Origin of the sequence: Blastococcus atacamensis (assembly GCF_002938425.1) — a bacterium.
Taxonomy (GTDB): Bacteria; Actinomycetota; Actinomycetes; order Mycobacteriales; family Geodermatophilaceae; genus Blastococcus; species Blastococcus atacamensis.
Genome location: NZ_POQU01000025.1, coordinates 14,019 through 40,552 on the forward strand (window position 1 = coordinate 14,019; position 26,534 = coordinate 40,552).

24 protein-coding genes are annotated in these 26,534 nt (G+C 69.8%); 13 read left to right on the forward strand and 11 right to left on the reverse strand.

Annotation, left to right across the window (positions count from 1 at the left end):
* The first annotated feature begins 93 nt into the window (after window positions 1-93).
* Window positions 94-4,473, forward strand: a complete 4,380-nt coding sequence (locus C5508_RS08405) for an FtsK/SpoIIIE domain-containing protein (protein WP_157944030.1) — start codon at window positions 94-96, stop codon at window positions 4,471-4,473.
* 80 nt (window positions 4,474-4,553) lie between these two features.
* Here C5508_RS08405 and C5508_RS08410 read toward each other — a convergent pair whose 3' ends face one another.
* Window positions 4,554-4,850, reverse strand: a complete 297-nt coding sequence (locus C5508_RS08410; protein WP_104524496.1) for a WXG100 family type VII secretion target — start codon at window positions 4,848-4,850, stop codon at window positions 4,554-4,556.
* A 213-nt stretch (window positions 4,851-5,063) separates the two neighbouring features.
* On the opposite strand from C5508_RS08410, the gene C5508_RS08415 reads away from it, so the two are divergent.
* The 3 genes from C5508_RS08415 to C5508_RS08425 all read left to right on the forward strand — a co-directional run bounded on the left by C5508_RS08415 (window position 5,064) and on the right by C5508_RS08425 (window position 8,679).
* Window positions 5,064-5,375 (forward strand): EthD family reductase, encoded by a 312-nt coding sequence (locus C5508_RS08415; protein ID WP_104524516.1) that lies wholly within the window; start codon window positions 5,064-5,066, stop codon window positions 5,373-5,375.
* A gap of 2 nt (window positions 5,376-5,377) precedes the next feature.
* A complete protein-coding gene (locus C5508_RS08420; RefSeq protein ID WP_104524497.1) occupies window positions 5,378-6,919 on the forward strand; it encodes an acetolactate synthase large subunit in 1,542 nt (513 codons plus the stop codon).
* 143 nt (window positions 6,920-7,062) lie between these two features.
* Entirely contained in the window at window positions 7,063-8,679 is a 1,617-nt protein-coding gene (locus C5508_RS08425) for an esterase/lipase family protein (RefSeq protein ID WP_113684647.1), read from the forward strand.
* 114 nt (window positions 8,680-8,793) lie between these two features.
* Here the strand turns inward: C5508_RS08425 and C5508_RS08430 are convergent, their stop codons facing one another.
* Window positions 8,794-9,771, reverse strand: coding sequence for a YihY/virulence factor BrkB family protein (locus tag C5508_RS08430; RefSeq protein ID WP_104524498.1), 978 nt, complete (start codon window positions 9,769-9,771; stop codon window positions 8,794-8,796).
* A gap of 188 nt (window positions 9,772-9,959) precedes the next feature.
* On the opposite strand from C5508_RS08430, the gene C5508_RS08435 reads away from it, so the two are divergent.
* The 4 genes from C5508_RS08435 (at window position 9,960) to C5508_RS08450 (ending at window position 15,107) form a co-directional block, all read left to right on the forward strand.
* Window positions 9,960-11,189: a CpaF family protein gene (locus C5508_RS08435; protein WP_232797006.1), complete on the forward strand. Its 1,230-nt coding sequence runs from the start codon at window positions 9,960-9,962 to the stop codon at window positions 11,187-11,189.
* Window positions 11,186-12,049: a type II secretion system F family protein gene (locus C5508_RS08440; RefSeq protein ID WP_104524500.1), complete on the forward strand. Its 864-nt coding sequence runs from the start codon at window positions 11,186-11,188 to the stop codon at window positions 12,047-12,049. The genes C5508_RS08435 and C5508_RS08440 overlap by 4 nt, the downstream gene beginning before the upstream one ends.
* Window positions 12,046-13,056 (forward strand): type II secretion system F family protein, encoded by a 1,011-nt coding sequence (locus C5508_RS08445; protein WP_198597967.1) that lies wholly within the window; start codon window positions 12,046-12,048, stop codon window positions 13,054-13,056. Before C5508_RS08440 ends, C5508_RS08445 begins: the two co-directional genes overlap by 4 nt.
* Before the next feature lie 1,358 nt (window positions 13,057-14,414).
* Complete coding sequence (locus C5508_RS08450) at window positions 14,415-15,107, forward strand: recombinase family protein (RefSeq protein ID WP_104524501.1); 693 nt, start codon at window positions 14,415-14,417, stop codon at window positions 15,105-15,107.
* Between the two features lie 53 nt (window positions 15,108-15,160).
* Here the strand turns inward: C5508_RS08450 and C5508_RS08455 are convergent, their stop codons facing one another.
* The 3 genes from C5508_RS08455 to C5508_RS08465 are packed head-to-tail and all read right to left on the reverse strand — an operon-like array spanning window position 15,161 to window position 19,966.
* Window positions 15,161-17,278, reverse strand: coding sequence for a DEAD/DEAH box helicase (locus tag C5508_RS08455; RefSeq protein ID WP_198597968.1), 2,118 nt, complete (start codon window positions 17,276-17,278; stop codon window positions 15,161-15,163).
* Window positions 17,275-18,477 (reverse strand): HamA C-terminal domain-containing protein, encoded by a 1,203-nt coding sequence (locus C5508_RS20595; RefSeq protein ID WP_104524503.1) that lies wholly within the window; start codon window positions 18,475-18,477, stop codon window positions 17,275-17,277. The genes C5508_RS08455 and C5508_RS20595 overlap by 4 nt, the downstream gene beginning before the upstream one ends.
* Window positions 18,380-19,966 (reverse strand): recombinase family protein, encoded by a 1,587-nt coding sequence (locus C5508_RS08465; RefSeq protein WP_104524504.1) that lies wholly within the window; start codon window positions 19,964-19,966, stop codon window positions 18,380-18,382. The genes C5508_RS20595 and C5508_RS08465 overlap by 98 nt, the downstream gene beginning before the upstream one ends.
* 128 nt (window positions 19,967-20,094) lie before the next feature.
* Here C5508_RS08465 and C5508_RS08470 point away from each other — a divergent pair, with 128 nt between their 5' ends.
* From C5508_RS08470 to C5508_RS08480, 3 genes are read left to right on the forward strand one after another with little or no spacing between them, the layout of a single operon-like run.
* Window positions 20,095-20,289 (forward strand): hypothetical protein, encoded by a 195-nt coding sequence (locus tag C5508_RS08470; protein WP_104524505.1) that lies wholly within the window; start codon window positions 20,095-20,097, stop codon window positions 20,287-20,289.
* Entirely contained in the window at window positions 20,282-20,695 is a 414-nt protein-coding gene (locus C5508_RS08475) for a TadE family protein (protein WP_232797007.1), read from the forward strand. Before C5508_RS08470 ends, C5508_RS08475 begins: the two co-directional genes overlap by 8 nt.
* The gene (locus tag C5508_RS08480; RefSeq protein ID WP_104524506.1) at window positions 20,692-21,159 is read left to right on the forward strand and encodes a TadE/TadG family type IV pilus assembly protein; all 468 of its coding nucleotides are present in this window, start codon (window positions 20,692-20,694) and stop codon (window positions 21,157-21,159) included. The genes C5508_RS08475 and C5508_RS08480 overlap by 4 nt, the downstream gene beginning before the upstream one ends.
* A 55-nt stretch (window positions 21,160-21,214) precedes the next feature.
* Here C5508_RS08480 and C5508_RS08485 read toward each other — a convergent pair whose 3' ends face one another.
* The 6 genes from C5508_RS08485 to C5508_RS08510 all read right to left on the reverse strand — a co-directional run bounded on the left by C5508_RS08485 (window position 21,215) and on the right by C5508_RS08510 (window position 25,176).
* The gene (locus tag C5508_RS08485) at window positions 21,215-21,847 is read right to left on the reverse strand and encodes a methyltransferase family protein (protein ID WP_104524507.1); all 633 of its coding nucleotides are present in this window, start codon (window positions 21,845-21,847) and stop codon (window positions 21,215-21,217) included.
* Window positions 21,844-22,602, reverse strand: a complete 759-nt coding sequence (locus C5508_RS08490; protein ID WP_104524508.1) for a cation diffusion facilitator family transporter — start codon at window positions 22,600-22,602, stop codon at window positions 21,844-21,846. Before C5508_RS08490 ends, C5508_RS08485 begins: the two co-directional genes overlap by 4 nt.
* On the reverse strand, window positions 22,599-22,979 hold the full coding sequence (locus C5508_RS08495) for an ArsR/SmtB family transcription factor (protein WP_104524509.1): 381 nt from the start codon (window positions 22,977-22,979) through the stop codon (window positions 22,599-22,601). The genes C5508_RS08490 and C5508_RS08495 overlap by 4 nt, the downstream gene beginning before the upstream one ends.
* A gap of 148 nt (window positions 22,980-23,127) precedes the next feature.
* Window positions 23,128-23,712: a nitroreductase family protein gene (locus C5508_RS08500; protein ID WP_104524510.1), complete on the reverse strand. Its 585-nt coding sequence runs from the start codon at window positions 23,710-23,712 to the stop codon at window positions 23,128-23,130.
* A 172-nt stretch (window positions 23,713-23,884) separates the two neighbouring features.
* Window positions 23,885-24,292, reverse strand: a complete 408-nt coding sequence (locus C5508_RS08505) for a hypothetical protein (protein WP_157944032.1) — start codon at window positions 24,290-24,292, stop codon at window positions 23,885-23,887.
* 272 nt (window positions 24,293-24,564) lie between these two features.
* On the reverse strand, window positions 24,565-25,176 hold the full coding sequence (locus tag C5508_RS08510; protein ID WP_104524512.1) for a hypothetical protein: 612 nt from the start codon (window positions 25,174-25,176) through the stop codon (window positions 24,565-24,567).
* 190 nt (window positions 25,177-25,366) lie between these two features.
* Between C5508_RS08510 and C5508_RS08515 the strand changes: the two genes are divergently transcribed.
* On the forward strand, window positions 25,367-25,813 hold the full coding sequence (locus tag C5508_RS08515; RefSeq protein ID WP_157944033.1) for a hypothetical protein: 447 nt from the start codon (window positions 25,367-25,369) through the stop codon (window positions 25,811-25,813).
* Window positions 25,810-26,382 (forward strand): hypothetical protein, encoded by a 573-nt coding sequence (locus C5508_RS08520; protein WP_104524514.1) that lies wholly within the window; start codon window positions 25,810-25,812, stop codon window positions 26,380-26,382. The genes C5508_RS08515 and C5508_RS08520 overlap by 4 nt, the downstream gene beginning before the upstream one ends.
* Window positions 26,383-26,534: the final 152 nt, after the last annotated feature.

The following is a 26,534-nucleotide window of genomic DNA, read 5'->3' on the forward strand; positions in this document are numbered from 1 at the left end:
GGAGCCGCTCGCGTTTTCCGCGAGTGTCCCGCGACCGGGCGTTTTCCACAGGCCCGGATCCAGAAATCGACGATCCCGCCTACGGTCCCGAGCGTGCGTGTCCAGGTGAGCGTCGGTCAGGTCGACGGCACGCTGCTCGACGTCGCCCTCGACGTCGACGACGACCTGCCGGTCAGCCGGGTCTGCACCGAGCTGTCCCGGGTCGCCGGCGTGCCCGGTGAGGGCGCGTGGATCGACGGCGAGCGGCTCGACGACGACCAGCCGGTGGGACTGAGCGCCCTGGTCGACGGGGTCGTCGTCCACCTCTCGGAGGCCGCGGCCCTGAACGCTCCCGGGGGTCCGCCGGTCCGGGGCTGGCAGCTGCGCGTGCTCAGCGGTCCGAGCAGTGGGCTGATCGCCGAGCTGCCGATGGGCGACCACGAGCTCGGCCGCAGCAGCGCCTTCGGGTTCGCCGACCGGTCGATGTCCCGCCGGCACGCCCTCCTGCGGGTGGGAGCGGACGGCGCGACGCTGCGCGACCTCGGCTCGGCCAACGGCACCACGCTCGAGGGCGAGCCGGTCCCCGAGGACGACGACGGCGTGGAGGTCGCGCCGGGCCAGGTCGTCCAGCTCGGCGACACCCAGCTGGGAATCGGGCCCGCGGTGGTCTCGGACGCCGCGATCGAGCCGGCCGGCCCCGGCACGCGCGCCTTTGTCCGCGCCCCCCGGCTCCTGCCCTCGACGCGCGAGGCGCGGATCCAGCTGCCGCAGGAGCCCAGGGCGCGCGAGCCGCGCCGGTTCCCGCTGGTGATGATCATCGCCCCGCTGGTCATCGGCATCGTGCTCGCGACCGTCCTGCGATCGCCGCTGTACCTCATGTTCGCCATCGCCAGCCCGGTGATGATGATCAGCAACACCGTGGCCGACCGCCGGCACAGCGCCCGCGAGGACCGTCGGGCCCGCGAGGAGTACGAGAAGGAGCTCGCCCGCGCGCACGAGCGGATCGAGGCCGCCGTCGCGCAGGAGACCGTCCGCCGTCGCGACGCCCACCCGGATCCGGCGACCGCGCTGCTCACCGCCGTGCTGCCGGGCCGTCGGCTGTGGGAGCGGCGCCGCACCGACCCCGACGCGCTCGACCTGCGCCTGGGTGCGGCCGACCTGCCCGCGCAGGTGGTGGTCACCGACCGCACCGGGCGGGACGAGCCGCCGGAGCAGGGGACCGTGCGCGCCGTCCCGGTGGTGGTGCCGCTCCGGGAGGCCGGCGTCGTCGGCCTGGCCGGACCGGCCGAGCCGCTGGCCGGCCTGCTGCGGTGGGTCGTCCTCCAGCTGGCGGTGCACCATCCGACACGCGACCTGGCGCTCACCCTGCTCGCCCCGCGCGGGCGTGTGGACTGGAACTGGGTGCGCTGGCTGCCGCACGCCCGTTCGGCCGACGGCGAGGGACCGGTGGCCTTCATCGGCAACGACCCGGAGACGGTGACGGCGCGCGTCGCCGAGCTCACCGCCATGATCAAGGCCCGGCGCGACGCGACCGCCAGTGGTGGCGGCCGCGTCCAGCCGGAGTCCTTTCCGGCGCACGTCCTCGTCGTCCACGGCTTCCGGCCGCTGCGGGCCACCCCCGGCCTGGCCCAGGTGCTGCAGGAGGGCCCGGCGGTCGGGGTCTACGCGGTCTGCGCCGACGAGGAGGAGCGGTTCCTGCCCGAGGCGGCGACCGCGACCGCGGTGTTCGACCCGGCGGAGGAGGCGCAGCTGACCGTCCGTCGCAGCGGCCACGACCCGATCGTCGGTGTGCTCGCCGAGCCGGTGTCCGCCGAGCTCGCCGAGCGCGCCGCGCGGGCGCTGGCCCCGCTGCGCGACGTCAGCCTGGCCGACGACGACGCCGTCCTGCCCGACAGCGTGCGGCTGCTCGACGTGCTCGGGATGGAGCCGCCCACCGTCGACGGGATCCGGGCGCGCTGGCAGCTGGAGGGGCGCACGACGCGCCTGGTCGTGGGCTCGGGGCTGCACGGGCCGTTCACCCTGGACCTGCGCACCGACGGTCCGCATGGCCTGGTCGCCGGCACCACCGGCGCCGGCAAGTCCGAGCTGCTGCAGACGATGATCGCCTCGCTCGCGGTGGCCAACCGGCCGGACTCGCTGAACTTCGTGCTGGTCGACTACAAGGGCGGCAGCGCGTTCAAGGACTGCGTCCACCTGCCACACACAGTCGGCATGGTCACCGACCTCGACGCCCACCTCGTGCAGCGGGCCCTCACCTCGCTGGCCGCCGAGCTCAGGTACCGCGAGCGCTGGCTGGCCGGCGCCGGGGTCAAGGACATCGACGACTATCTCGACCTGCAGGCCCGCGAGCCCGGTCGCCCACCGTTGCCGCGGCTGTTGATCGTGATCGACGAGTTCGCCTCGATGGCGCGGGAGCTGCCCGACTTCGTTCCCGGCCTGGTCAACGTCGCGCAGCGCGGCCGGTCGCTGGGCATCCACCTGATCCTGGCCACCCAGCGGCCCAGCGGCGTCGTCTCGCCGGAGATCCGCGCCAACACCAATCTGCGCATCTCGCTGCGGGTCACCGACGGCGCGGACAGCAGCGACGTCCTCGACGCCCCCGACGCCGCCCGGATCCCGAAGTCCGCACCCGGTCGCGGGTTCGCCCGGCTCGGGCACGGTGCCCTGGTGCCGTTCCAGGCCGGCCGCATCGGTGGGCGTCGTCCGGGCCAGGGCGCGGTCGCCGCCACCGTCCCGTTCGTCGTCCCGCTGGGCTGGCACCAGGTCGGGTACTCCGCGCCCCAGAAGCCGGCGACGGCGACCCGGCAGTCCGACGTCGAGATCTCCGACCTGTCGGTGCTGGTCGAGGCCGTGCGCGGCGCGGCCGTGGCCGAGGAGGTGCAGGCGCAGCGCAGCCCGTGGCTGGAAGCGCTGCCGACGAGGGTCCTGGTCGGCGACCTCGATGCGCCCGCCGCCGGCGCGGCGTCGTCGGCCCGGCTGCCGTTCGGCCTGCGGGACCTGCCGGCGCTCCAGGAGCAGCAGGTCGCCGCCCTCGATCTCGCCACCGACGGGCACCTGCTGGTCATCGGATCGCCGAAGAGCGGCCGGTCGCAGCTGCTCCGCACGCTGGCCGGCGCGGTGGGCGCCCGCTGCTCGACCAGCGACCTGCACCTGTTCGCGCTGGACTGCGGCAACGGTGCGCTGCTGCCGCTGGCCGACCTGCCGCAGTGCGGCGCGGTGGTCAGCCGGACGCAGACCGAGCGCGCCGTCCGGCTGCTCGACCGGCTGAAGCGGGAGCTGGAGCACCGCCAGCAGGTGCTCGCCGAGAGCGGCTTCGCCGACATCACCGAGCAGCGCCGGTCGGTGCCCGCGGAGCAGCGGCTGCCGCACATCCTGCTGATGCTGGACCGCTGGGAGGGCTACACGCCGACGCTCGGCGAGGTCGACGGCGGACGGCTCACCGACATCCTGATGGCGATCGTCCGGGAGGGCGCCTCCGCGGGGATCTCGGTGGTGATCACCGGTGACCGCTCGCTGGGCACCGCCCGCCTGGCGTCCCTGACCGACAACAAGCTCGTTCTGCGACTGGCCGACCGGGGCGACTACCCGCTCATCGGCGTGCCCGGCCGGCAGGTGCCCGACCAGATGCCGCCGGGCCGTGCGGTGACCGTCGACGGCGCGATCGAGACGCAGGTGGCCCTGCTCGCCGACGACGAGTCCGGGCAGGGCCAGGCCGCCGCGATCGCCGAGATCGCCAAGGCGGCGCACGTGCGCGACGCCCTCGTGCCGCGCGCGTCCCGCCCGTTCCGGGTCGACGTGCTGCCCTCGCGGATCACCTTCGACGCGGCCTTGGAGCTGCTTCCCGCCGAGGTGGGCGCCGGCTTCGCCCTCGTCGGGGTCGGTGGGGACGAGCTGGTGGCGGCCGGCCCGGACCTCACCGGTGGTGGTGCGACGGCGTTCGTCGTCGCCGGGGCGGCGCGATCGGGCAAGAGCACAGTGCTGGCGGTGATGGCGGAGTCGCTGCTGCGGCAGGGGACGTCGATCGTCGTCTGCGCCCCGAAGGCGTCACCGCTGCGCGCGTTCGCCGGTCGGAAGGGGGTCCTCGACGTCATCAAGGAGGCGTCCACGCCCGCCGGCCGCTGGAGGGAGCTCCTGGCCACGGATCCCGGGCGTCCGCTGGTGCTGGTGCTCGACGATGGCGACGTGCTGCGGGACTGCCCGGCGTCGGAGGTGTTCCGCGCGGTCGTGAAGGGCTATGCCGGGTCCGGCCGAAGCCTGGTGCTGGGCGGTAACGCGGACAGCATCTGCACCGGCCTCTCGGGGTGGCAGGTGGATGCGAAGAAGGCGCGGCAGGGAGTGCTGCTCTCGCCGCAGGGGAGCACCGACGGGGACCTGATCGGCGTGCGGGTCCCGCGCAGCGCCGTCGGCGGCCCGGTCCAGCCCGGGCGTGGCCTGCTCCACCTGGGCGACAGCTCGGTGCTGACCGTCGCGGTGCCCATCCCGCCCGCACCGTGAGCCCGGGACCGGGCTGACCGCCTGACACGACTGAGGCCGCCTGGCAGGAGCGAGGCGGCCTCAGTGGTGGTGCTGCGTGCTCAGCGGCTGAGGGCGCTGGCCAGCTGGGTGTCGGCGTCGCGGAAAGTGGCGGCGGCCTGGTTCAGGTAGGAGGACATGCCCTCCAGGCCCGCGATGGTCTTCTTGGCGCCCTGGGTGAACTCGTCGTAGGCGGCCTGGAAGTTCTTGCTGGAGCTGTCGGTGACGTAGCCGTCGGCGACGAGCTGCTCCACGAGGCTCTGGAGCTGGCCGAGCATGCCGTCGATCTCGGTCTGCCCGTTGCTGAGCCGGCCGGCGGCGTCTTCCATCTGCTGGTAGGTCACGTTGACATTCGCCATGGGGAGTCCTCACGCGAGTTCTGGGTGCCTGGTGCACCGCCGGATCGGATATGTCTTGGACCGTAACGGCCACGTGGAGGGCTCGAGGCCGCTCCACGAGCCCCTGTGGACAAACTCGGCGGAGGCCCGGGAGGCCGGATTCGCGCCCCGGGCCGATGCCCTGTTTGCTGGTCGCCGGGCGGGCGCCGGACCTGCCGGAACGGAGTGCGGACCATGGTGCACAGGCTCGTCGTCAGCTACGGAGCGCCGGAGGACCCGGCCGCCTTCGACGCGCACTACCGCGACGTACACGCACCCCTGGCCCGGCAGATGCCCGGGCTGGTGCGGTTCACCACCGGCCACCCCAGCGCGATGAACCCGTCGCAGCCGGCGCCGTACCTGGTCGCCGAGCTGGACTTCGACTCCGAGGCCGCCATGGGTGCGGCGTTCGGCTCCCCGGAGGGGCAGGCCGCGGCCGCCGACGTGCCCGGCTTCGCGACCGGCGGGGCCACGATGACCCACTTCGACGTCCAGACGGTGGTCTGACCGTGAACGGAGCACAGGCACTCATCCGGACCCTCGTCGGGGCGGGCGTCGACGTCTGCTTCGCCAACCCCGGCACCTCGGAGATGCACTTCGTCGCGGCGCTGGACGACGTCCCGGAGATGCGCGCGGTGCTGACCCTCTTCGAGGGCGTGGCCACCGGAGCCGCGGACGGCTACGCCCGCATGGCCGGGGGCCCGGCCGTGACCCTGCTGCACCTGGGCCCCGGCATGGGCAACGGGCTGGCGAACCTGCACAACGCCCGCCGCGGCAAGGCGCCGCTGCTCAACGTGGTCGGCGACCACGCGCGCTCGCACAAGCGGCTGGACGCCCCATTGGAGTCCGACATCGACGCCGTCGCCGGCACCGTGTCCACCTGGGTGCGCCGCTCGCTGTCCCCGGCCGATGTCGCCGCTGACGCCGCCGAGGCGGTGGCCGCCATCGCGACCGGGGGCATCGCCACGCTGATCCTCCCGGCCGACGTCTCGTGGGAGGACGGCGCCGAGGTGGCCGAGCCGATGGCAGCCCGGCCACTGCCGCACGTGGCGCCGTCGGTGGTGGAGGACGTCGCGTCGGTGGTGCGGTCCGGCGACTCCGTCGTCCTCTTCCTCGGTGGCGACGTCATGGCCGCCGCCGACGGCCAGCTCGCCGCCGCCCAGGTGGCCGCCGGCACCGGCGCGCGCCTGGTGTCCGAGACCTTCCCGGCCCGGGCGGCGCGCGGCGCCGGGCTCCCGGACCTGCATCGGCTGCCCTACCCGCCGGAGATGGCGATGGCCGCACTGGAGGGCACCACGCACCTGGTGCTGGCCGGCACCACCGCCCCGGTGCACTTCTTCGGCTACCCGGGCGTCCCGGGCCAGCCGGTGCCCGAGGGGTGCTCGGTGCACGTGCTGAGCCTTCCGGGTGAGGACGGCGTCGCGGCGATGCAGGCGCTGGCCTCGGCCGTCGCCCCCGACGCGACGGCCGAGGTCGCCGAGTTCGAGCGACCGGAGCTGCCGACCGGCGAGCTGACCCCGCGCACGATGGCCGCCGTGATCGGCGCGCTGCTGCCGGAGAACGCGATCGTGGTGGACGAGGCGCTCACGTCCGGCGTCGGGCTCACCGAGATGACGTCGGCGGGGCCGCGGCACGACTGGCTCTCGCTCACCGGTGGTGCGATCGGTGACGGCCTGCCCATGGCGCTCGGCGCCGCCGTCGCCTGCCCCGACCGGCCGGTGATCGGCATCCAGGCCGACGGCAGCGCGATGTACACGATCTCGGCGCTGTGGAGCTACGCCCGCGAGCAGGCCGACATCATTACGATCATCTGCGACAACGGCTCGTACGCGATCCTGGAGCACGAGCTGCAGAAGGTCGGTGCGGCCTCCGACGGCGAGCGGGCCCGCAAGCTGCTCGACCTCGGCGGTCCGGGACTGGACTTCGTCTCGATCGCGCAGGGGATGGGCGTGCCGGCGTCCCGGGCGACGACGGCCGAGGAGCTCGCGGAGCAGCTGCAGAAGGCGCTGGCCGAGCCCGGCCCGCACCTGATCGACGCCGTCCTGCGCTGATCGGTCACCGTTCGCAGGATCCGGTAACGCAGGCGCACGACACGAGGGCCGACGACGCAGCGCGCCGCCGGCCCTTGACCCCTCGCCGCCCCGAGTGGGGCGATGGCCCCGTTCCGGGCCATCACTGCGAGGGGACGCCGGCCATGGACCTGCCGATCATCTACGTGCGCGGCTTCGCCGGAGGCGGCTCCGGTATCGACAAGGTTGTGGACGACCCGTTCTACGGGTTCAACGAGGGCTCGGTCCACGTGCGCGTCGGCAAGGACAGCCGGCCGCACTTCTACCAGTTCGAGAGCCCGCTCCTCCGGCTGATCACCGAGTGGGACTACCGGCTGCTGGTGCACGGCAGCCAGGAGGCCTACCTGGAGCAGCAGCCGGACGGGTCGGTGCCGGCGAAGAGCATCTGGGTGCACCGGTTCTACGACGAGGCGGCGTCGACGTTCGCGCAGGAGCCGCAGAAGTACGTCCTGGAGGAGGCGGCCGCCGACCTGTTCCGGCTGGTCCGGTCCGTGAAGCGGAAGACCGGGGCGCCGAGGGTGCACCTGGTGGCGCACTCGATGGGCGGGCTGATCTGCCGCTGCCTGGTGCAGCGGGTCATCCCGGAGCAGACCCGGGACGGGGGCGAGCTGCGCCTGGACGCCGCCGTCGACCACGTGCAGAGCCTGTTCACCTACGGCACGCCACACGGCGGGATCGAGTTCGCGCTGGGGTTCGGGCTGTTCGAGAAGGCCCGCGATCTCCTCGACATCAACGGGGCGGAGATCTTCGGCCGCCGGCGGATGTACGACTACCTGACCCCGCGGCCGGACCCGGAGGTGGACGGCGACCCGCCGGAGGGCTGGAACGAGACCGAGATGCCGGCCGGCGGCTTCCCGTTGGACCGGGTCTTCTGCCTCGTCGGCACGAACCCGGAGGACTACGCGGTCGCGATGGGGCTGTCGTCGAAGGCGGTCGGCGCCCGCAGCGACGGGCTGGTGCAGATCGACAACGCCTACGTGAAGGGCGCGCACCGGGCCTTCGTGCACCGCAGCCACAGCGGCCGGTACGGGCTGGTCAACTCCGAGGAGGGGTTCCAGAACCTGCGGCGGTTCGTGTTCGGCGACCTGCAGGTCCGGGTCGACCTGTGCGGGCTGCAGCTGCCGGGCACGCCCGAGGACGGCACCGTCTGGCAGCTGGAGACGATGCTCTCGGTCCGCGGGCTGCCGGTGCGCATGCACGAGCAGACCACCGCGCACCACTGCCCGATCCAGATCGAGCGCCCCCGGGTGGAGGACACGTCGGACACCCCCCGGCCGCTGCTCACCACGTTCCTGTCCACGCGGGAACCCCGGCCGCTGGACGACGGCCGGCAGTGCGACACGTTGCGGCACGCCCTCACGCTGCGCCTGATCTCGCTGCGGGAGAGCACCGGGTTCTTCGACTTCGGCGACCACCTGGAGCAGACCGCCGACTTCGAGGACACCCTGGTGGTCGACATCGCGCCGCCCACGACGGAGCAGGTGTCGCCCCGCGCGTGGACGGCGTGGAACAGCGACCTCCCCGGCGCGATCCGGGACTGGCGGCCCGACGGGGAACCGATGCGCGACGAGCGGCCGGAGGAGGCCGGGCTCTGGCAGGGGACCGCCCGCTTCCCCGCCGTCTTCCGGGCGACGTTCGGCGAGCAGGCCCGGCTGGTCCTGACCGTCAGCGCGCGCCCGGGGCACGAGGACGACGCACCGGCCGGCAGCGACGTGGCGCTGATCGGAGGCGCCTCGACCTAGCGCCCGAGTCGTTCACCGCGTGGGTGGAGGTGGTGCCCGGTTGTCCACAGAACCGCTCGGCGGCGGCCCGCGGACTGACTCGTTCCCGTGCTGGCCGAGCTGTTGATCGGGGGCTCAACGACTGTCGCGGTCGGGCGGGTCGAAGGTGACGTGCACGGTCTCGAAGCCTTTGAGACGCTCGGCCTTGGCCTTGCCGGTGTAGCTCCGCCGGTCGCCGGACGTGAGGTCGACGGCGTCGGTGAACGGGGTGAGCAGTGCGCGGGGGTAGAGCCGGTCGACGCGCACCACGTTGATCTCCACGCACAGCACGGCGACGACGGCCGCCAGGTACAGGAAGGCCAGCAGTCCGAGCACCAGGGCGAAGACACCGTTGACCGCGCTGGCGCTGTCCATCACCCGGCTGACGTAGTTCACCCCGAACGTCTGCAGCAGCTGCCACAGGACGGCGGCGGTGAGCGCTCCGGGCAGCACCTGGCGCACGGTGAGGTGCCGGGTGGTCGCCAACCGGAACGCGAAGGTGAACACCACTCCGTTCACCAGCACCGAGCCCACCAGCACCAGCCCGCGCAGCACCATCCCCAAGGAGCCCGCGCTACCGGTTCCCAGCGTGGAGAGCGCCGTCGTCCCGATCACCGCCACTCCGGCGGTGGCCAGCAGCAGCAGGCTGCGTCCCCGGGCCAGGAACGGGTTCGGGCGGTTGTTGCGCGGCACGTTCCACGCGGTGTTCATGGCGTGCTGCAGGGCTTGGGCGACCCCGAGCCCGCCGTACAAGGCACCCAGCACGCCGATGACGACGCCGAGGGTGCCGCCGCTGAGGCCCTGCGGCTCGCCCAGCTGGTCACCCACGACGGGGAGCTGGCTGAGCGCGGAGTCGAGCAGCCGCTGCTGCAGCTCCGGATTCCCGGCCAGCACGGTCGCGAGGATGGTGGAGGAGAGCAGCAGCAGCGGGAAGAGCGAGACGAACGCGTAGTAGGTGATCAGCGCCGCGAGGAACGGGCCGGAGTCGTCGACGTACTTGTAGACGACGGCCAGGGGGAAGCCGACGACCGAATGGCGGCGCTGCAGGCGGTCGAGCCGGTCCGTGAGCGCCACGGGCGAAGTGGATCACGTCCGTCGCCGGCGCGCCCGCGGCGCCGGGTGGCCGCGGGCGCTGCGGGACGTTCACCCGCGTGGGTGGACGTGGCCCCCGGATGTCCACAGAACCCGTGAACGGCGGCCCGCGGACTGATTCGTTTCCTTACAGTCCGAGCCGTTGATCATCGGGCTCGACGGGGGATGGCGTGCCGACTGCTCTGGACGTCGTGGACGGCGAGGTCCGCGAACTGATCCGTCGGCGTGGGCTCGATCCGTTCCTGGACCCGGGTCCGGTGCGGCTGCTGGTGCGGGACGTCGTCGCCGACTACTCCGAGCGCTCGCTGACCTCGGCGCTGCCGCCGATCGGTGACGTCGAGTCCGTGGTCCGCGACGTGCTCGACCGGGTGGCCGGATTCGGGCCGCTGCAGCGCTACCTCGACGACCCGGAGATCGAGGAGATCTGGGTCAACGAGCCGGGCCGGGTGTTCATCGCCCGGCGGGGCCGCAGCGAGCTGACGACGACGATCCTGGCACCGGGTGAGCTGGCCGACCTGGTCGAGCGGATGCTGCGCACCTCGGGCCGACGCATCGACATGTCGACCCCGTTCGTCGACGCGATGATGCCGGACGGCTCGCGGCTGCACGTCGTCATCCCCGACATCACCCGCCGGCACATGGCGGTCAACATCCGGAAGTTCGTGCTGCAGGCGCACTCGCTGGACGAGCTGGTGGCGCTCGGCACGATTCCGGCTCAGGCGGCCCGGTTCCTGGAGGCCGCGGTCGCCTCCGGCCTCAACATCCTCGTCTCCGGCGGCACCCAGGCCGGCAAGACGACGCTGCTCAACTGCCTCTGCGCCTCGGTGCCCGCCCGCGAGCGGGTCATCACCTGCGAGGAGGTCTTCGAGCTGCGGGTGCCGCTGCCCGACGTCGTCTCCATGCAGACCCGCCAGCCCAACCTCGAGGGTGCCGGTGAGATCCCGCTGCGCCGCCTGGTCAAGGAGGCGCTGCGCATGCGGCCCTCCCGGATCGTGGTCGGCGAGGTCCGCCAGGAGGAGTGCCTCGACCTGCTGATCGCGCTGAACTCCGGGCTGCCCGGCATGTGCACCCTGCACGCCAACAGCGCCCGCGAGGCCGTGGTGAAGATGTGCACGCTGCCGCTGCTGGCGGGAGAGAACATCAGCAGCGGCTTCGTGGTGCCCACGGTCGCCTCCAGCGTCGACCTGGTGGTGCACGTCGGCACCGACCCCGACGGCCGCCGTCGGGTGCGGGAGATCGTGGCGCTGCCGGGGCGGGCCGAGAACGGCGTCATCGAGACCGCCGACGTGTTCACCAGCCGCGAGGGCCGGCTGGTCCGGGCCGAGGGCTATCCGCCGCACGCCGACCGGTTCGCCGCGGCCGGCTTCGACCTGCCGGCCCTGCTCGGCGGCTCGGCGTGACGGAGTCGGGCGCCTTCCTCGGCCTGCTGCTCGGCATCGGGCTGCTGCTGATCTGGCGCAGCGGCTCACGGGCACCCAAGCCGCGCACCGACCCCCGCCGTCCCGGCCGGCGGCAGCAGGTCCTGGCCGCGGCCGGGCTCACCGGCATCAACGGCGCCCAGCTGCTCGCGCTCCAGATCGGGGCCGGCCTGCTGGCCACGATCGTCGTCCTGCTCACCACCGCCACCGTGACCGTGAGCCTGGTGTTCGGGCTCTTCGGCTTCCTGCTGCCCTACGTGCAGGTGCGCCGGCTGGCGGGCAAGCGCCGCGCCGACCTGCGCGAGGTGTGGCCGGAGGTGGTCGACAACCTCGCCTCGGCCGTGCGCGCCGGGCTCTCGCTGCCCGAGGCGCTCGCGGCGCTGTCCACCCGCGGGCCGGAGGTGCTGCGGCCGCCGTTCGCCCGGTTCGCCGCCGAGTACCGCTCCAGCGGCCGGTTCGGGCCGTGCCTCGACCGCCTCAAGGACGACCTCGCCGACCCGGTGGGCGACCGGATCGTGGAGACCCTGCGCGTGGCCCGCGAGGTCGGCGGCAGCGACCTCGGCCGCGTGCTGCGCACCCTGGCGACGTTCCTGCGGGAGGACGCGCGGGCGCGGGCGGAGCTGGAGACCCGGCAGGGCTGGGTCGTCTCGGCCGCCCGGCTCGCCGTCGCCGCCCCGTGGGTCGTCCTGCTGCTGCTGGCCACGCAGTCGGCGACGCTGGTGGCCTACGACTCGGCGATGGGCACCGCGATCCTGCTCGGCGGCGGCGCGGTCTGCCTGCTGGCCTACCGGCTGATGCTGCGGATCGGGCGGCTGCCCGAGGACGTGCGGGTGCTCCAGTGAGCTCCGGCCTGCTCGGCATGCTGCTCGGTCTCCTGGTGGCGACCGGGCTGATCCTGGTGCTGAGCTACGCGCCGCCGTTCCGCTCGGTGCGGCTGGTCGACCGGCTCGCGCCCTACGTCCACGACACCCCGCCGCCGTCGCGGCTGCTGGGCACCGCGACCGAGCCGGGGATGCTCACCGCGGTGCGCCGGATCGTCGGCCCGTCGATCAGCAACGGCGCCCGGTTCGTCGACCGGCTCGTCGGCGGCCGGGCGGCGGTGCGCCGCCGGCTCGACGCCCTCGGGAGCGACCTGAGCGTCGAGGACTTCCGCATCGAGCAGGTCATCTGGGGCGGGCTGTGTCTGCTCGGCGCCGCCGTGGTCGCCACCGTCGGCTCGGTCGCCGCGGGGAACCTGAACGTGCTCACCGCGAGCATGCTCTGCGTCTCCGGGCTGGTCGGCGGGGTGCTCGGCCGCGACTGGTGGCTCACGCAGCAGGTCAACCGGCGGGAGGAGCTGCTGCTCGCCGAGTTCCCGGTGGTCGCCGAGCTGCTGGCTCTGGCGGTGACGGCGGGGGAGAGCCCGACGGCGGCCATCGCCCGGGTCACCCGGCTCTCCGGGGGCGAGCTCGCCCGGGAGCTCGGCGCGGCGCTGGGCCGGGCTCGGGCCGGCGTCCCGCTGGTCGACGCCCTGCAGCAGGTCGCCGACCGCACGTCGCTGGATCCGCTCGCCCGCTTCATCGACGGCCTGCTCGTGGCCATCGAGCGGGGCACGCCGCTGGCCGAGGTGCTGCGCGCCCAGGCCGCCGACGTCCGCGAGGCCGGCAAGCGCCGGCTGCTCGAGGCCGGTGGACGCAAAGAGATCGCCATGATGGTGCCGGTCGTCTTCCTGGTGCTGCCCGTCAGGACCCGTCATCTTCGTGGCCACTGCTCTCAGGCTCGCCGCCTCAGCCGGGTGGCCAAAGCGTCACACGTCCTGTCACTCGTTGGCGGTAAATCCAAAGAATGGCCCATTGTCCGAATTGCTTGACGGACTTTGATGTCTCCGCTGTTTGAGACGAGTATGAGGCCCTCGGGGGAGAGGGTGAGTACGACGGCCAACTCTGTGCCGACTGCACCATGCCGACCCTCGACACAAACCTCGGTCGCGCAATTGACATGATGAATGGCGATGAGGACTACGACGCCGAACACGTCGAAAACTTTCTATAGTCCCAGCGGTTGACAGCTCAGTGGGGCCGCTGGACTCAGGCGGCGCCGTGGCACCTTGACACCTTCGCATCTTGACACCTTCGCATCTTGACACCTTGACACCTTGACCGAGGTCACTAGCAGTCGAAGGGGCCAGTGTCGGCCGACTTTGCATTCGGAAACAATTCCTGCTACCCTGTAGAGGTAAGGAATGACCTCCGAAAAATTCCTACAACCCCAGGTTTGCAGCATCAGCCCGGTAAGAGTGTTCTCGGAGGTCCACTCTTACCGGGCATCTTTATTGTGTCCTTCCGATAAAACTTCACACGACGGTTTCAGAAACCGGACTGCCTCCCTGGAATAATGGGACCCTAGCCACATGGATGACAGGCGGTTGAGTAACAGGCGGCGGGCCAGCCGTGAAGGTAATAAGGCTGTGGAGTAGGGGAATTCCCTTCGTTGTAGTGGGTGAAGTCTCTTCCGTAGAGACTCCCCTGGCGCCGATGCTCCCGCGATTGAAGGTCCTTCTTTCACCCCGTTCTTCCGACCATGCTCCCTACTCCGTAAGGACAACAGTGATTCGCTACCGGGAGGCCGGATGCTTGCAGTCGCTGTATAAATCAGGAAGAACCTTGGTAGGGCCGGACAGTCAAAAGCACGAAATGTGATGAAGAAGAGCGACGCGGACCCTAGCGACCAAGACCCCAGGGAGAGAGTGTGTGACCGAGAGCCTCTCTCCGCAGCATCGGACGAAAGACTCAACGGCAGAAGGAATCCCATGGCAAGCGACGTTGCCGCCGGGCGGTGTTTTTCACCCCCACCTTCTAAGGGACGAGGGGGGGGGATTACTGGTATCGCAGAAATAAAGATTATCAGTCTTGAAGTATCACAGAATTCAAGATCCTCGAAATACTTCTTAGCCTTCGGAGCCGCATAGAAGTATAGAAGTGGGGGCCCAAGGGACCAGTCTGTCGTCATCCAGGACGAGTGACATACCGGACGTGGCAAACAACGGCCCTCCCTGGGCGATGACTGTGTATGCCCATTATCACGAGACGATAACAACTTTTCCCAGTCGCCAAGTTGAACGCTCGTCGGTGACTGTTGAACCTGTGTCGCACGGCCATCAACGCTTTTCTATAGAGCGCCCTTGAACCCGCTGTACAGAATACGGTCATATCGCGTACAGTCTCAGGCATGGCACCTGCACTCCTCCACGAGCCGCCCCGTGCAATCGGGTATTGCCGGGTGTCCACCGGCGACCAAGCTGAGTCGGGGCTTGGCATTTCCGCGCAGCGGTCGGCGTTGGAGCAGGAGGCTGCTCGGCGTGGATGGCTTCTGGAAATCGTCACCGAGGAAGGTGCCAGCGGCAAGGACCTGGCGGGCCGGCCAAAGCTCCGTGACGTCATGGACCGGCTTGACCGACATGAGGCTGATGTCCTCATGGTCGCGAAGTTGGACCGACTGAGTCGCTCCGTCCACGACTTCACGGGCATCACTAAGCGGGCTGCCAAGCGAGGCTGGTCTGTGGTGCTCCTCGATGCCAACGTCGACACCACAACCCTGAGCGGCGCTCTGATGGCAAACGTCATGTCGTCGTTCTCTGAGTACGAGCGCGGACTAATCGCCCAGAGGACCCGAGACGCGCTGGCCGCCAAGAAGGCCGCTGGGGTGCGCTTGGGCCGCCCTCGCCGGGTATCTCCTGAGGTCACGGCCCGAGTGGTCGCCCTGAAGGAGTCAGGGCTGTCGCTGGCCGCCATCGCACAGACGCTCAACGACGAGCAGGTGCCAACCGCTCACGGAGGCGCGCAGTGGTACCGGTCCACCGTGCAGGGGGTCCTGAAGTCAAGCGTCCTTGATGCCGCCGCTGCCGGTCCGTTGAGCCAATAGGCGCGTGGCCTTCCGTCACGCGCCTGGCCTAGACGTCCGGTCACTCCCTCTCGTCAGAGTCCATCTTTGACGTCAGCGAGGACATCTATCTCAAACGGAGTTAGTCCTGGCGGCGCTTCCAGCTCGCGAAGGTTCGTTAAGACCTCATCTAGAGTTTGCGCCCTGCGAAGTCCTAGCTGCCCTTCAAGCCGTCGCGAAAGCGCCATAGGCAACCCATACTCTTCCAGGACGGTAATGAAGGGGCTTTGAAACAGGCCCTCTAGCAGACCAGCATAGTTGCCGAGTCGAATGCTCGTGCCAGCGTTCGGCAGTACCTCCCGGGCGATACGTTCCAGGGCTTGTAGGGAGCGAGGCACATGGAATTGTGCCCATTGCCTCATGAAGTCAAGGACGTTCTCCACTGCCTCGTCAGGTCCACCGGACACGTAGGCCATCTGGTCCTCAATCAAGGGACCAAGCTCTCCCTCGTGAAATCGCAATGAATTCAGCCTGGCCGACAGTACGCCCGATGTGAGTACGCCGCCCATACGCGCGGAACCGGCCAGGGTAAACAGCAATGGCGCAGTCAGTCGAACCTGCTCAGCAGTTGGCTGTCCTCCACGCCAGGTTAGGGCGTTGGTCCAGTAAGCGGGTGCGGCCACAAGCTGGCTAGCGACTTCCAGCTGTAATTCTGGACGGATTCCGCGGTTAGTCCTCAGCGTCTCCAAACTCAGAAGCTGCTGACGGTGAACCTCCGCCATTCGTTCGCGCGAATGCGGAGCAAGCTCGTCCCAGGATAGGTGTACCAGTATCCCGTCACTTGCACCCTCGGGCTGGGTCAATACGGGTACATCCACCTCCGCATCGAAGGCAGGGGGAGCGTCGTTGTATATAACCACACGACCGACGAAGTGCCTGGACATCCGACCTGAGCGGCCAACAATGTTCGAATAGGTAAAGAAGTCGTACTTGCGGTTTCCAATCGTGTTGTCCAACACGATGACGTTCTGTGCTGATGTGTTGACGCCCTCGATGAGCGTCGATGTCGCTAGCAGTGCACGAAGACGTCCCGAGTTGAACAACCGAACCATGTGATGAGCGATTGACCGGGGGAGCCGGCCATGATGGATTCCGATGCCGAATCTTAGAGCCTTCGCCACGAGCCACTCGGGGTGAAAGTGTTCGCTCAACCAGTCGGCGGCGTCGATAACAACTTCGTCGTTAACGAGCGCATCAGGAGTCGCATCAATGAGCCATTGAGCAACGTCCCTTGTTCGCTTTGGCGAGCGGCAGTAGACCAGCGTTTGCCCATCTAGGGACGTCAAAAGCTCGGAAAAATGCTCCTGCACCTCCCCGCGCGCAACGGACACTTGGGTGACGTCTGTTGCCACCGTCCTGAACTGAGTGTGAAAGAAGACGGCACGCAGCGTTTCGTTTACGCCGCTAGCGAGGCTAGCGATATTGGGGCCGAGGAGGTAAAACTGCGCGCCAGTGGTCAGCAGTTGCCGGAACGCGACGTTCAACTGGTCTGCACGGTCATCCGGCCCCTCCGCGTCAAGCTTGTAGAACTCGTCAATCACGAAGAAGTCGATTGGGGGGAGCGGCGATACCGAGGGGAGGCGCTCCTGCGTGAGTACAAAAAGATTCCTGTCGGCTAGCGACTGGGACTGATGAGTAATAATCTTGTACTTGCCGCTAAGCCGCGTCAGACGCCGCCGAGTTTCGTCAATCAAGGCGATGGTTGGCACGATGACCACTACATTGCGGAAGTCTCTCGCCGCGAGAATAGCGTCGACGACGAGGCTCTTCCCGAAGCTCGTGGGCGCGCTCAGTACGACATTGTCGCCGTTCAGGAGGTGTCGGTATACCTCGGCTTGTTCGGCATGGAAAACAGTGCGTTCATCCGGAAAATCCACAGGGCGGTGAATCTCGTAGGCCATGAAGTCTGCGAGAGACAGCTCCTCGGAGGAGTCCAAGTAGGGGAACAGTCCGTGTTCCCTGACTAGCCCGTTCAGTAGCCCCCGTAAAGAATCAGGGACGTCGCCCTGTTGTGCGAGGATGCGAATCACGAGTTCCCTGGCGGCGCCTCTCTGGTCGCTCGCCGTCAGGTCGCTAACGGTCGTGAATATTTCGAACGCCGTGCCAGGGTCGGCTATGTCTGGAAGGGCTGTACGAGCGTCTTCGAAGGTCATCGCCACTGGCGCAGCTCCTGCTTCAGTGCGGCAGTCAAAATCTCTTTGGTTGCGAGCGGAACTAGTATTAGCCGCACCGTCACAGGAAGACTAGAGGGGATGCGCTGCTCAAAGTAGGTCCAACCACTGCGTAATTCCTCCTCTAGTTGGTCCTTGTATTCCTGGCAGACGCTTGTATGAGCCCCTGTGACGGCGCTGTCGTATGTCAAAAGGACCGGGATTGTGACGCGTGTGAAGAGTTCTTCCAGAGGAGTGTTCTTGTGCAGCAGGCTGCGTAGCTCTTGTGCGTGCGGGTGTATGTCCTCAATCTTCGACGCAATCATCAGGCGCTCGTCCTGAAGATAGTCGGCGCCAAGATGCTGTTCTAGCTCCTTGACAACACTACGGACCGCGTGAGGCAAGCTGCTGTAAAACTTTGCCTCGCCCAACCAGATCTCTAAGCCATCTTCCCCGTGTACAACGTGCACGGAGTCGAATCCCTTGACGGTGTCATTCGTGGCGGTCTTGAAGAATATCTTGGCGATGACAGTATCGCTGCCGTAGAACTGCCGACATGCCAAATGGAGAAGAATCTCGCCGGGGAGCCCGCGGTCGTTTCCATTACCGAAAGTGCGGCGGATAGCGGACCGCAGAGCATCAAGTGCCCTGCCGTGGCTAAAGCCCTTCCGCTCGCTATGTCTGAGCGCGAAGTCCAGCACCCAGTCCATGAGGTGCTCCGCCATCTGGGGGCCACGCCAAGTGCCAGCGTCGAAGTCGACGGTTAGGCCCAGCAGGGAGGGCGTCAGCGTGTCGTCAACGAGTCGGTCCGTCAGCAAGGGGACGGGAAGGTCGTCCGGCGACGGGCCGCAACTGCAATCATGCGGCACGTCGTCTTCCTCTCTGGGGGCAGCCTGGGCGACTGAGTGTATCCGGATAACAACGCCAAGTTGCCCGGCCGAGTCGTCTGTTTCTCGGAAAGTCGCGCTCCTGGCGGCGCCTGCGGCTACTTGGGGCCGGTGGCTCACCACGAGTGCCGGCGGAGAGGGGTCACTAGGGCCGATAGGAGGCCGTGGGAGGGGCGACAGCTGCGGTGGCTCGCTGCCCACGCGGCAGGTCGAAGTGTCAGCTTGTAGGGCCTGTTGAGGGGGCCTTCTCCGTGGCAGACACTCTGGCTTGCGCCAAGCGTGCGTGTTCGGATTCCACCCAGGCGTCAAACTCATGGAGGTCGTGATTGATTGCGAGGTGGTCCGCTTCGCCTCTCATGGCGGCCATGAACGCCTCTGGGTCTTTAGCGATGTCCGGGTGGAAGGCGTTCCCTGTTGGTTGAATGAACGTCAACCGAGACGGATCAAAGGTTCGGCCAACCCGCCCCTTCGTTAGTCGAACGCCGGTGAATCGGTTGAGCAATGCCGAGCGAGGGTCGGTAGCCCACTGTTCGGCGGCTGTGACGGTGGCAGCCTCCTCGACGTACTTGACTTCTGGGGTCTTTGCTCGGACCTCCCTCAACGCCTTCAAGCGTTCGACCAGCTTGTCCACGTCCGCGTCAGCATCATTCATCCGGGAGGTCGTCTCCCGAATCTGGTGGTTAATCTCCCGCATGTCTCGGTCGTCGGTGATGTAAGCGGCGCGAGTCATTCGGAGGTGCCCGAATCGCTCCAAGAACTTGCGTTCGACTATGGCTTCTAGGTTCGTTACCTGCTGGTTGCACCCGCCGCGACCCTGACATTGAAAGACGCGCACCAGCTTGCCGTGAACGTTCCTGGCATTCCGATGCATCTTGCGATTGCAGTGGCCGCACCAGACCAGCCCTGCCAAGTAGGAATACGTAGCCGCCTTCTTCGGCTCCTGCACTTCCAGCCGGGTCGTCAGTGCCCGGTGCTCCTCAGGACTCATTATCGCCAAGTCGTCCCTGATAACGGGCATGCCCGTATCGTCGCGCAGCACCTCCTTCCCGCGGGTCTTTCCACTATTGCCGGGGTTGTATGTGGTCATCCCCGCCAAAATGGGATTCTGGAGCATTCGCTTGGTCACTGTGACGGTCCAGCTTGGTGCCGAGTTGGTCCGGCCAGTTCGTGGGGCGACTTCGTCCAGGTATGCGCCGATGCTGTTGATTGATTCGCCCCGCATGGCGCGGGCGGCTGCCTCGACGACAAAGCCGATGGTGGCGTCATCCTTCGCGAGTACCTTGCCCGGTCCCTCAGAATTGGGCGCGTTGCAGTAGCCGAACGGTGCTGCTCCACCGGGCACCCGTCCTGCCTTGACCAGCGCCCGCCGAGCGGCCTTGACCCGCGCTCGGATGGCCTCAGCTTCCATCTCCGCGAAGACGGCAAGCATGGTTGCGAACGCCCGTCCGGTAGCCGTGCTCATGTCGATGGGGTCGCTGACCGACGCGACCGCCGCACCTCTGGCTTGCAGAGCTTCGTCCGCGTGCAGAAAGTCGATGACCTTGCGCGAGAGTCGGTCGACCTTCCAGACCAACGCAACGTCGAAGGACCCGTGCGGGCGACTGAGGAGGGCCTGCCAGCCCTTGCGGTGCTCTGGAGCGTTGGCGCTGGCCGAGACGCCGTCGTCAACGTGTTCCCCGACGACCTCCCAGCCCTGCGCCCGGCAGTAGTCGCGTCCGGCCTCTAGCTGGCGCTCGATGCTGACCGACTCGTCCGAGGAGATGGACAGCCGGGCGTAGAGCACGGCCCGCTTGGTGTCAGCCATGTCTGAAGGTTACGGGTATGGACCGGCAGCGTCCTGCCGGTCACCGTTCTCTTCGCCCTGTTCCCGGGGCTGATCAGCATCGTCTCGCTGGCGCAATGAGCCCGCGGACCTGGAGGAAGGACGAATCCATGCGTCTCGTTCCGCGCATCACCGCCCTGCTGGACCGGATCCGCGGGGAGGACCCCGAGCGCGGGGACGTGCCCGGCTGGGTCATGGTCACCGTGATGACCGCGGCCCTGGTGCTCGCCATCCTCGGCGTGTTCCAGGACGCGATCGTGGACGCGGTGCAGAACGCGCTCACCTCCGTCACCACGCGTGGCTGACGAGCCGGTACCGGCTCTGGACGACGGCGAGCGGGGGAGTGCCGTCGTCGACTTCGTGATGGTCTCGATGCTGATCGTCGGGCTGCTGATGGCGGTGCTGCAGGTGGCGGTCTACGTGCACGTCCGCAACGTCGTGACCGCCAGCGCCCAGGACGGCGCCCGGTACGCGGCGAACGCCGACGTCGACTCGGGCATCGGCGCCGACCGCACCCTGCAGGTGGTGGCCCGGGCGACCTCGGTGCAGACGGCGGAGGGCCTGGCCTGCAGCTCGCAGGAGGAGCCGGATCCCAGCGGCGCGACGGTCGTCGTCGTGCGCTGCTCCGGTTCGGTGCCCTCGCTGCTCGCGGCGCTGGGGAACCTGCTGCCGCTGGAGGTCACCGGCCGGGCGCTCAAGGAGGGCTCGTGACCTGGCTGCGCGCCCGGCTCGGGATGGTCGCCGAGGAGCGCGGGTCGGCGCTGGTGGAGTTCGTGTTCATCGCACTGGTGGTGTTCGTGCCGCTGGTCTACATCATCGCCGGGTTCTCGGCGGTGCAGCGCGGGGTGTTCGCCTCGCAGGCCGCGGCGCGGGAGGCCGGCCGGGCGATGGGCACCGCGCCGGATCCGGTCACCGGTCAGGAGCGGGCCCTGCGGGCGGCGCAGCTGGCCGTGGAGGACCAGTCGGTGGAGGTCACCGACATGCGGCTGGAGTACGCGCCGGCCGGTTCCGGCTGCGAGGCGGCGGGCAGCTACACCCCGACGCTGGCGCCGGGGGAGGAGTTCTCGGTCTGCGTGACGGTGACGGTGCGGATCCCGCTGCTGCCGGAGTTCATCGAGTCCAACACCGCGACCGGCCAGTTCGTCGTCGAGCGCGACCGCTACGTCGACGGCTGAGCACGTCGCGGCCGCTCCGTTGGGCGCCGGTTGGACCGGTGGGTCACTCCCGTCGTCACCTCGACGCGACCGGGGTCCCCGCCGGCGACTGGTGGCGGTCGAGCCCGATGCCGGGCAGGAAGCGGCCGGTCCGAGCCGCATAGGCCGCGTACGCCTGACCGTGCACGAGTCGGAGGTAAGGCTCCTCGACGGCGCGGACCTGCAACTCCACCGCGACGATCAACGCGAGCAGCGCCGCGACGCTGAGCCAGGTCGGCACCAGCAGCAGCATGCCGACCTGGGCGACCGCCATCGCGGTGAAGATCGGGTTGCGGACGTAGCCGAACACCCCGGTGGTGACCAGGTCGGTCCGCTCCGCGTCGTCGACGCCGATCCGCCACGACGCACCCATCCCTGCCTGTCCGGCCAGCGTGGCCGCGAAGCCGACGAGCGCCAGCAACAGGCCGACGGCGGCGAGCACCGGGTGCGGGTCGGCGGCCACGGTGCCGGTCACGGCCAGCAGCGGACCGGCCAGGCCGAGCACGATCGCGGCGACGAACAGCACCCCTCCCCACCAGCCCGCGTCGGCCGGGGTGCCGGAGATGCCGCGGAAGCCGGTGGTGCCGGTGCGGCGGTGCTGCACCCACGACCGGACGCCGAACAGCACGACGAGCGCGACGACGTACAGAACGAGCGCGACCGTGCTCATCGGGTCTGCTCCCTGGCGGTGAGCCGGAGGATCTGCGGCTCGGCGCTGGTGGTGGGCGTGCAGCAGGCGCCGGCGCAATCATCAGCGCAACCACAGCTGCCGTCGGTGTCTTCGGCAGGGTGGCCGGGGGCGCAGCAGCCCTCGCCCTTCCACGCCTGGACGCCCTCGCGGACCGCGACGGCGGCGATGACCAGTCCGGCGATCGGATCGGCCCACCCCCAACCGAGCGTTGCGTTGAGCAGCAGTCCGACCAGCAGCACGGCGGACAGGTAGGTGCACAGCAGCGTCTGGGTGGAGTCGGCGACGACCGCGGAGGAGCCGAGCGCGCGGCCGGTGCGGCGCTGCGCCCAGGACAGGAACGGCATGACGATCAACGAGGCGATCGCCAGGCCGATGCCGACCGGAGACGCCTCCGGGTCCTCGCCGAGGAACAGTGCGCGGACCGACTCGACGGTCACGTAGGCGGCCAGGGCGAAGAACGAGAACGCCATCAGCCGCAGCGCCTGCCGCTCGCGGGACTCCGGCAGCCGGGAACGGAACTGCCACAGGACGATCAGCCCGCTGGACACCTCGACGACCGAGTCCAGGCCGAAGCCGATGAGCGCCACCGATCCGGCCGCGATGCCCGCCGTGACCGCGATGACCGCCTCGACGACGTTGTAGGTGACCGATGCCCCGGCGAGCAGCTGCGCCCGGCGGCCCAGCCGCGTCCGCTCGGCGGCGGTCAGCGCTGGGTGCGAGTGCGGAGCGGTCACCGGGACGCTCCCTCGCCGTAGGTCGGGCACAGCGCGACGGCGTCGCCGGTGGCCGCCAGCAGGCGCTCGGCCGCGGACAGCACGTCCAGCAGGGGCGCGGTGTGGTTCAGCGACCACATCGACGCCCGGCCCTGCGGCCGGGAGCTGACCAGGCCGCAGTCACGGAGGCAGGCCAGGTGCGCCGACACGGTGGACTGCGCCAGCCCGAGGTGCGCGGTCAGGTCGACGACCTTGTGCTCGCCCAGCGCCAGATGGCGCAGGATCGCCAGCCGGGCGGGGTCACCGAGACTGCGGAACATGCAGGCGGCGGCGGACAGCGCGGTCGCTTCGTCGACCGACGGCTCCGGCGCAACGCTCAGGTCCGCTTTCATCGCCATACGCCGATGATAGCCGGGGAGGCCGACAGCGCCGCAAGACCTCGTCCACCGGGCGGGCGCCACGGACATACGTCCCGCAACACCGCGACCGGGCCGGTTCGTCGTCGAGCGCGACCGCTCCGCCGACGACCCTGAGCAGGGTCGCCGGCTATTCCGCCGGCAGGGTCATCAGCAGGGCGTCGAGCGGCATCCGCTGCCGCGGGGTCGACTCCCGGGCGGCCAGCACCTCCGGGAGTTCGGCCTCGGCGTCGCGGCGGCCCAGCGTCAGGACGACGAGCGGCACAACCTCCGTCGGCAGGTCGAGCAGCGCGGCGACCCGGTCGCGGTCGAACCCGCCGAGCTGGTGGACCGCCAGTCCCTCGTGCTCGGCCTGCACGGTGAGGTGCGCGACCGCCTGGCCGGTGTCGTAGACCGCCCACGGCCGCGGTGCGCCGTCCGGGCCGGCGGTCTCGGCCGCGACCACGACGAACGCCGACGCCGCGTGCGCCCACAGCTGGTTGCCCGGGGCGAGCGCGTCCCGCACGGCGGCGAAGCCGGGGGTTCCGCGGCGGGCGACGGCGAACCGCCACGGCTGGGTGTTGTTCGCGCTCGGCGCCCACCGGGCCGCCTCGAGCAGCGCCGTCAGCTGGGCGTCGGTCAGCTCGTGCGCGGCGTCCAGCCCACGGGGGCTCCATCGGCCGGCCAGCAGCGGGTGGAGGGGCACGGCGGTCACGGCGGTCTTGCTGACGGTCATGCCACCGGCAGCGTGGCGGAGCGGTGTGCGCATTCCGTGCGCTCCCTCACGCGGGGAGGCCGGCTCACCCCCACCACGCGAACTCGGCGTCGAGGATCTGCTGGGAGGAGTCGGCCAGCAGATCGCGGATGCCCGGCACCTGCCGCTGCAGCCGCGCCTCGACCTCCTCCGGTTACTCCTCCCAGCTCCAGTCGTCGATGTCCACGGTCACCAGCACGCCGCCGCGCGTCGTCGCCGCGGCCGCGCCGGTGCTGTCGGCGTCCCACCTGCCCTCGGTGCCGTCGGCCAGCTGGAGCGGTTCGCCCTGCTGCTCGTCCAGCCAGAGGCGCGCGGCCCGCTCGGCGTCCGCCGCGCTGGGATAGCGCGTGACGGTGGCCCAGACGTCCAGCAGGCCGAGGTCGAAGTCCCGGTTCTCGTTCAGCCGCCGCGACTCCAGCGGCGCGGCGACGGCGGGGTCGTCGGCGTAGTAGTACGGGTGCCGGCCTTCGCCGTCGCGGATCCAGAACGACGAGAGCTCGTACTCCTCCGCGCCCGCGATCGTCAGCGTGGCGCGGGTGCCCGCGGCGGTCGCCTCGTCCACCACCACCCACGTCGAGCCGCGACGGCCAGCAGTGCGGCCACGGCGGCGTACGCGACGGCGAGCGAGCTGCGGGTGCGTCCGGCCTTCAGCCACCGCCGTCTCTCGCGGAACCGGTGCAGCTGCGAGCGCGCCAGGAGGATCGTTCCGACGGCCGCGGCGAGCACGAGCAGCCAGACGAGGACCGACGTCGCCCAGCCGGACGCGCCGATCTTCCAGGCGCGGTGGTCGGTCGGCGGGTAGACGCCGTAGCGGTCGCCGTCGGAGGGGTCGCCCTAGGCGATGGCCTCGCCGTAGGGGGTGTCGAGGTAGTAGTTGGTGCCGCCGCCGCGCCCGGAGCTCTCCTCGGTGCGCGTGACGTGGGTGTCCTCGCCGACGGTGAGCACGAGCCCGTCGCCGCTCAGGGCCCGCACGCCCTGGTAGGCGTCCGCACCCATGCCCGGCGTGAAGACGGCGAGAGTCGCGAGCACCGCCAGCGCCGCCACGGAGACCGGCGTGGGCCCGCCGCCCCGGTTGCGGCGCAGCATCGGTGCCGTCTCCGCCGCCTCGCGGCCACCGGGCAGGAACCGCACCGCCCACGCCGCGACGAACAGGACGGCCGCGGGCAGGCCGAGCACGATCGGGATCAGCGGACCCCACTTTTCCTGGATGCGGACATCGACGCTGTCCGACGGGTCGTTCTGGCCGGCGGCCAGGAGCAGCGCGAGCACCGCCGGGAAGAGGAGCAGGACCAGCAGGAACGCGGCTCGCTGCAGTCGAGCGCGCGTCCGGGCCAGGCCGCTGTGCCGGGAATCGGGCACCCGCTCGCGCGACACCGGGACGACCGGCAGGTGCTCGGCCCGCGGGCTCCGGCGCCGCCACCGCTGCCGGCTCTTCGCGCGGTTCACCGGACCTCCTCGTCGCGCTGCCCGCGGGGTCGCGGTCCAGGTCCGGACGGGACCGTATCCCGTCCGGCCGGTCGGTCTGATCGCCCGGTTCGGGGGTGTCGCGCACGCAGCGTCACGCGGCGAAGGGCCGGTTCGCCTGGTCGGGTGAGCTGATTGTCCGTGGCGGTCACCCGGCCCCTACCGTGACGGCGTGCTTCCCCGCAGGTCAGCGTCGCTCGGCCTGCTGAGCCTCGTGCTGTGCCTGTCCGCCTGCTCCGCCGAGGTGTCGCCGCCCCCGGATAAGCCGGCCGCGGTGACCGACTACGAGCCGCCGTCCGGAGCGCCGTCGCTCTGCGCGGGCCTGGCCGGGTCGACGCACTTCCTCGACATCCCCGCCGCGATGGGCGATCTCACCGCCGGTGTCGACGCGGTGGACGGGCGCAGCCGCCTGGCCGCCGCCCGTGGAGAGCTGCGGGCGCTGGTGGCCGACCTCCCCGCCGGCGACCACCCGGAACTCCGTGCGGCGACCGACGACCTGCTCGACGCGATGCTGGCGGTCCTGGACACGCCGCTCACCGAGGACGCCCGCGAGGACGTGCTGACGACCATGGACGAGTTCGTCGCCCAGCTGCAGCCGGTCTGCGAGTTCCCCGCATGAGGGTCCTCGGAGCCGGCGCGTCCGTCCTGCTGGTCGCCGCCGCGGTGCTCGCGGTCCCGACCGCCGCGGCGGCCGCTCCCGCGCCGGACCTGTGCGCCGTGGACGAGGCCCGCGGAGCGGTGCCGCCCGAGTTCGTGCTCGACGCCTGCGTGGACGCCGGTGCCATCACGGTGCGCAATCAGCTCGACGTCCCCGTGACGGTGCAGGCGACCGGCGACCTCGGCGTGCCCGAGTGGCGGGTCATCGCGCCCGGTCCGGTCCATGCCTTCGCCCGGCAGCTGACCTCCGTGCCGGTGCTGGCTCCGGGCGACGTCCTCCGCTGGCCCCGCGGCGCCGGCGCCGGCGACCTCCTCGTCGGAGAGCTCGAGCAGGTGGCCGCGCTGCCGGTGCGGAGCGCGCTGCAACCGCTGTTCCCGGGCTCCGCCGACCTCACCGCACTCGCGACCGAACTCGGAGGCGCGCTCGCCGCGCGGGCCGAGTGCGTTCCCGGGCGCAGTGTCATCGAGCGGGTCGCCTGCGACCCTTTCTTTTATACCCATCTGACGCTGCCGACGCAGGGGATAGTGTAGATACCGGTGGCAGTCGACTCATTCAATACATAAACTGTCATAAGACGCATGACACGTTACATAGTTGTATTACATAGTAGATGCAATATAGCAACGACACATTGACATCATAAGACCACATCTGATTAACGAACTCTGTACAGCATAATTAG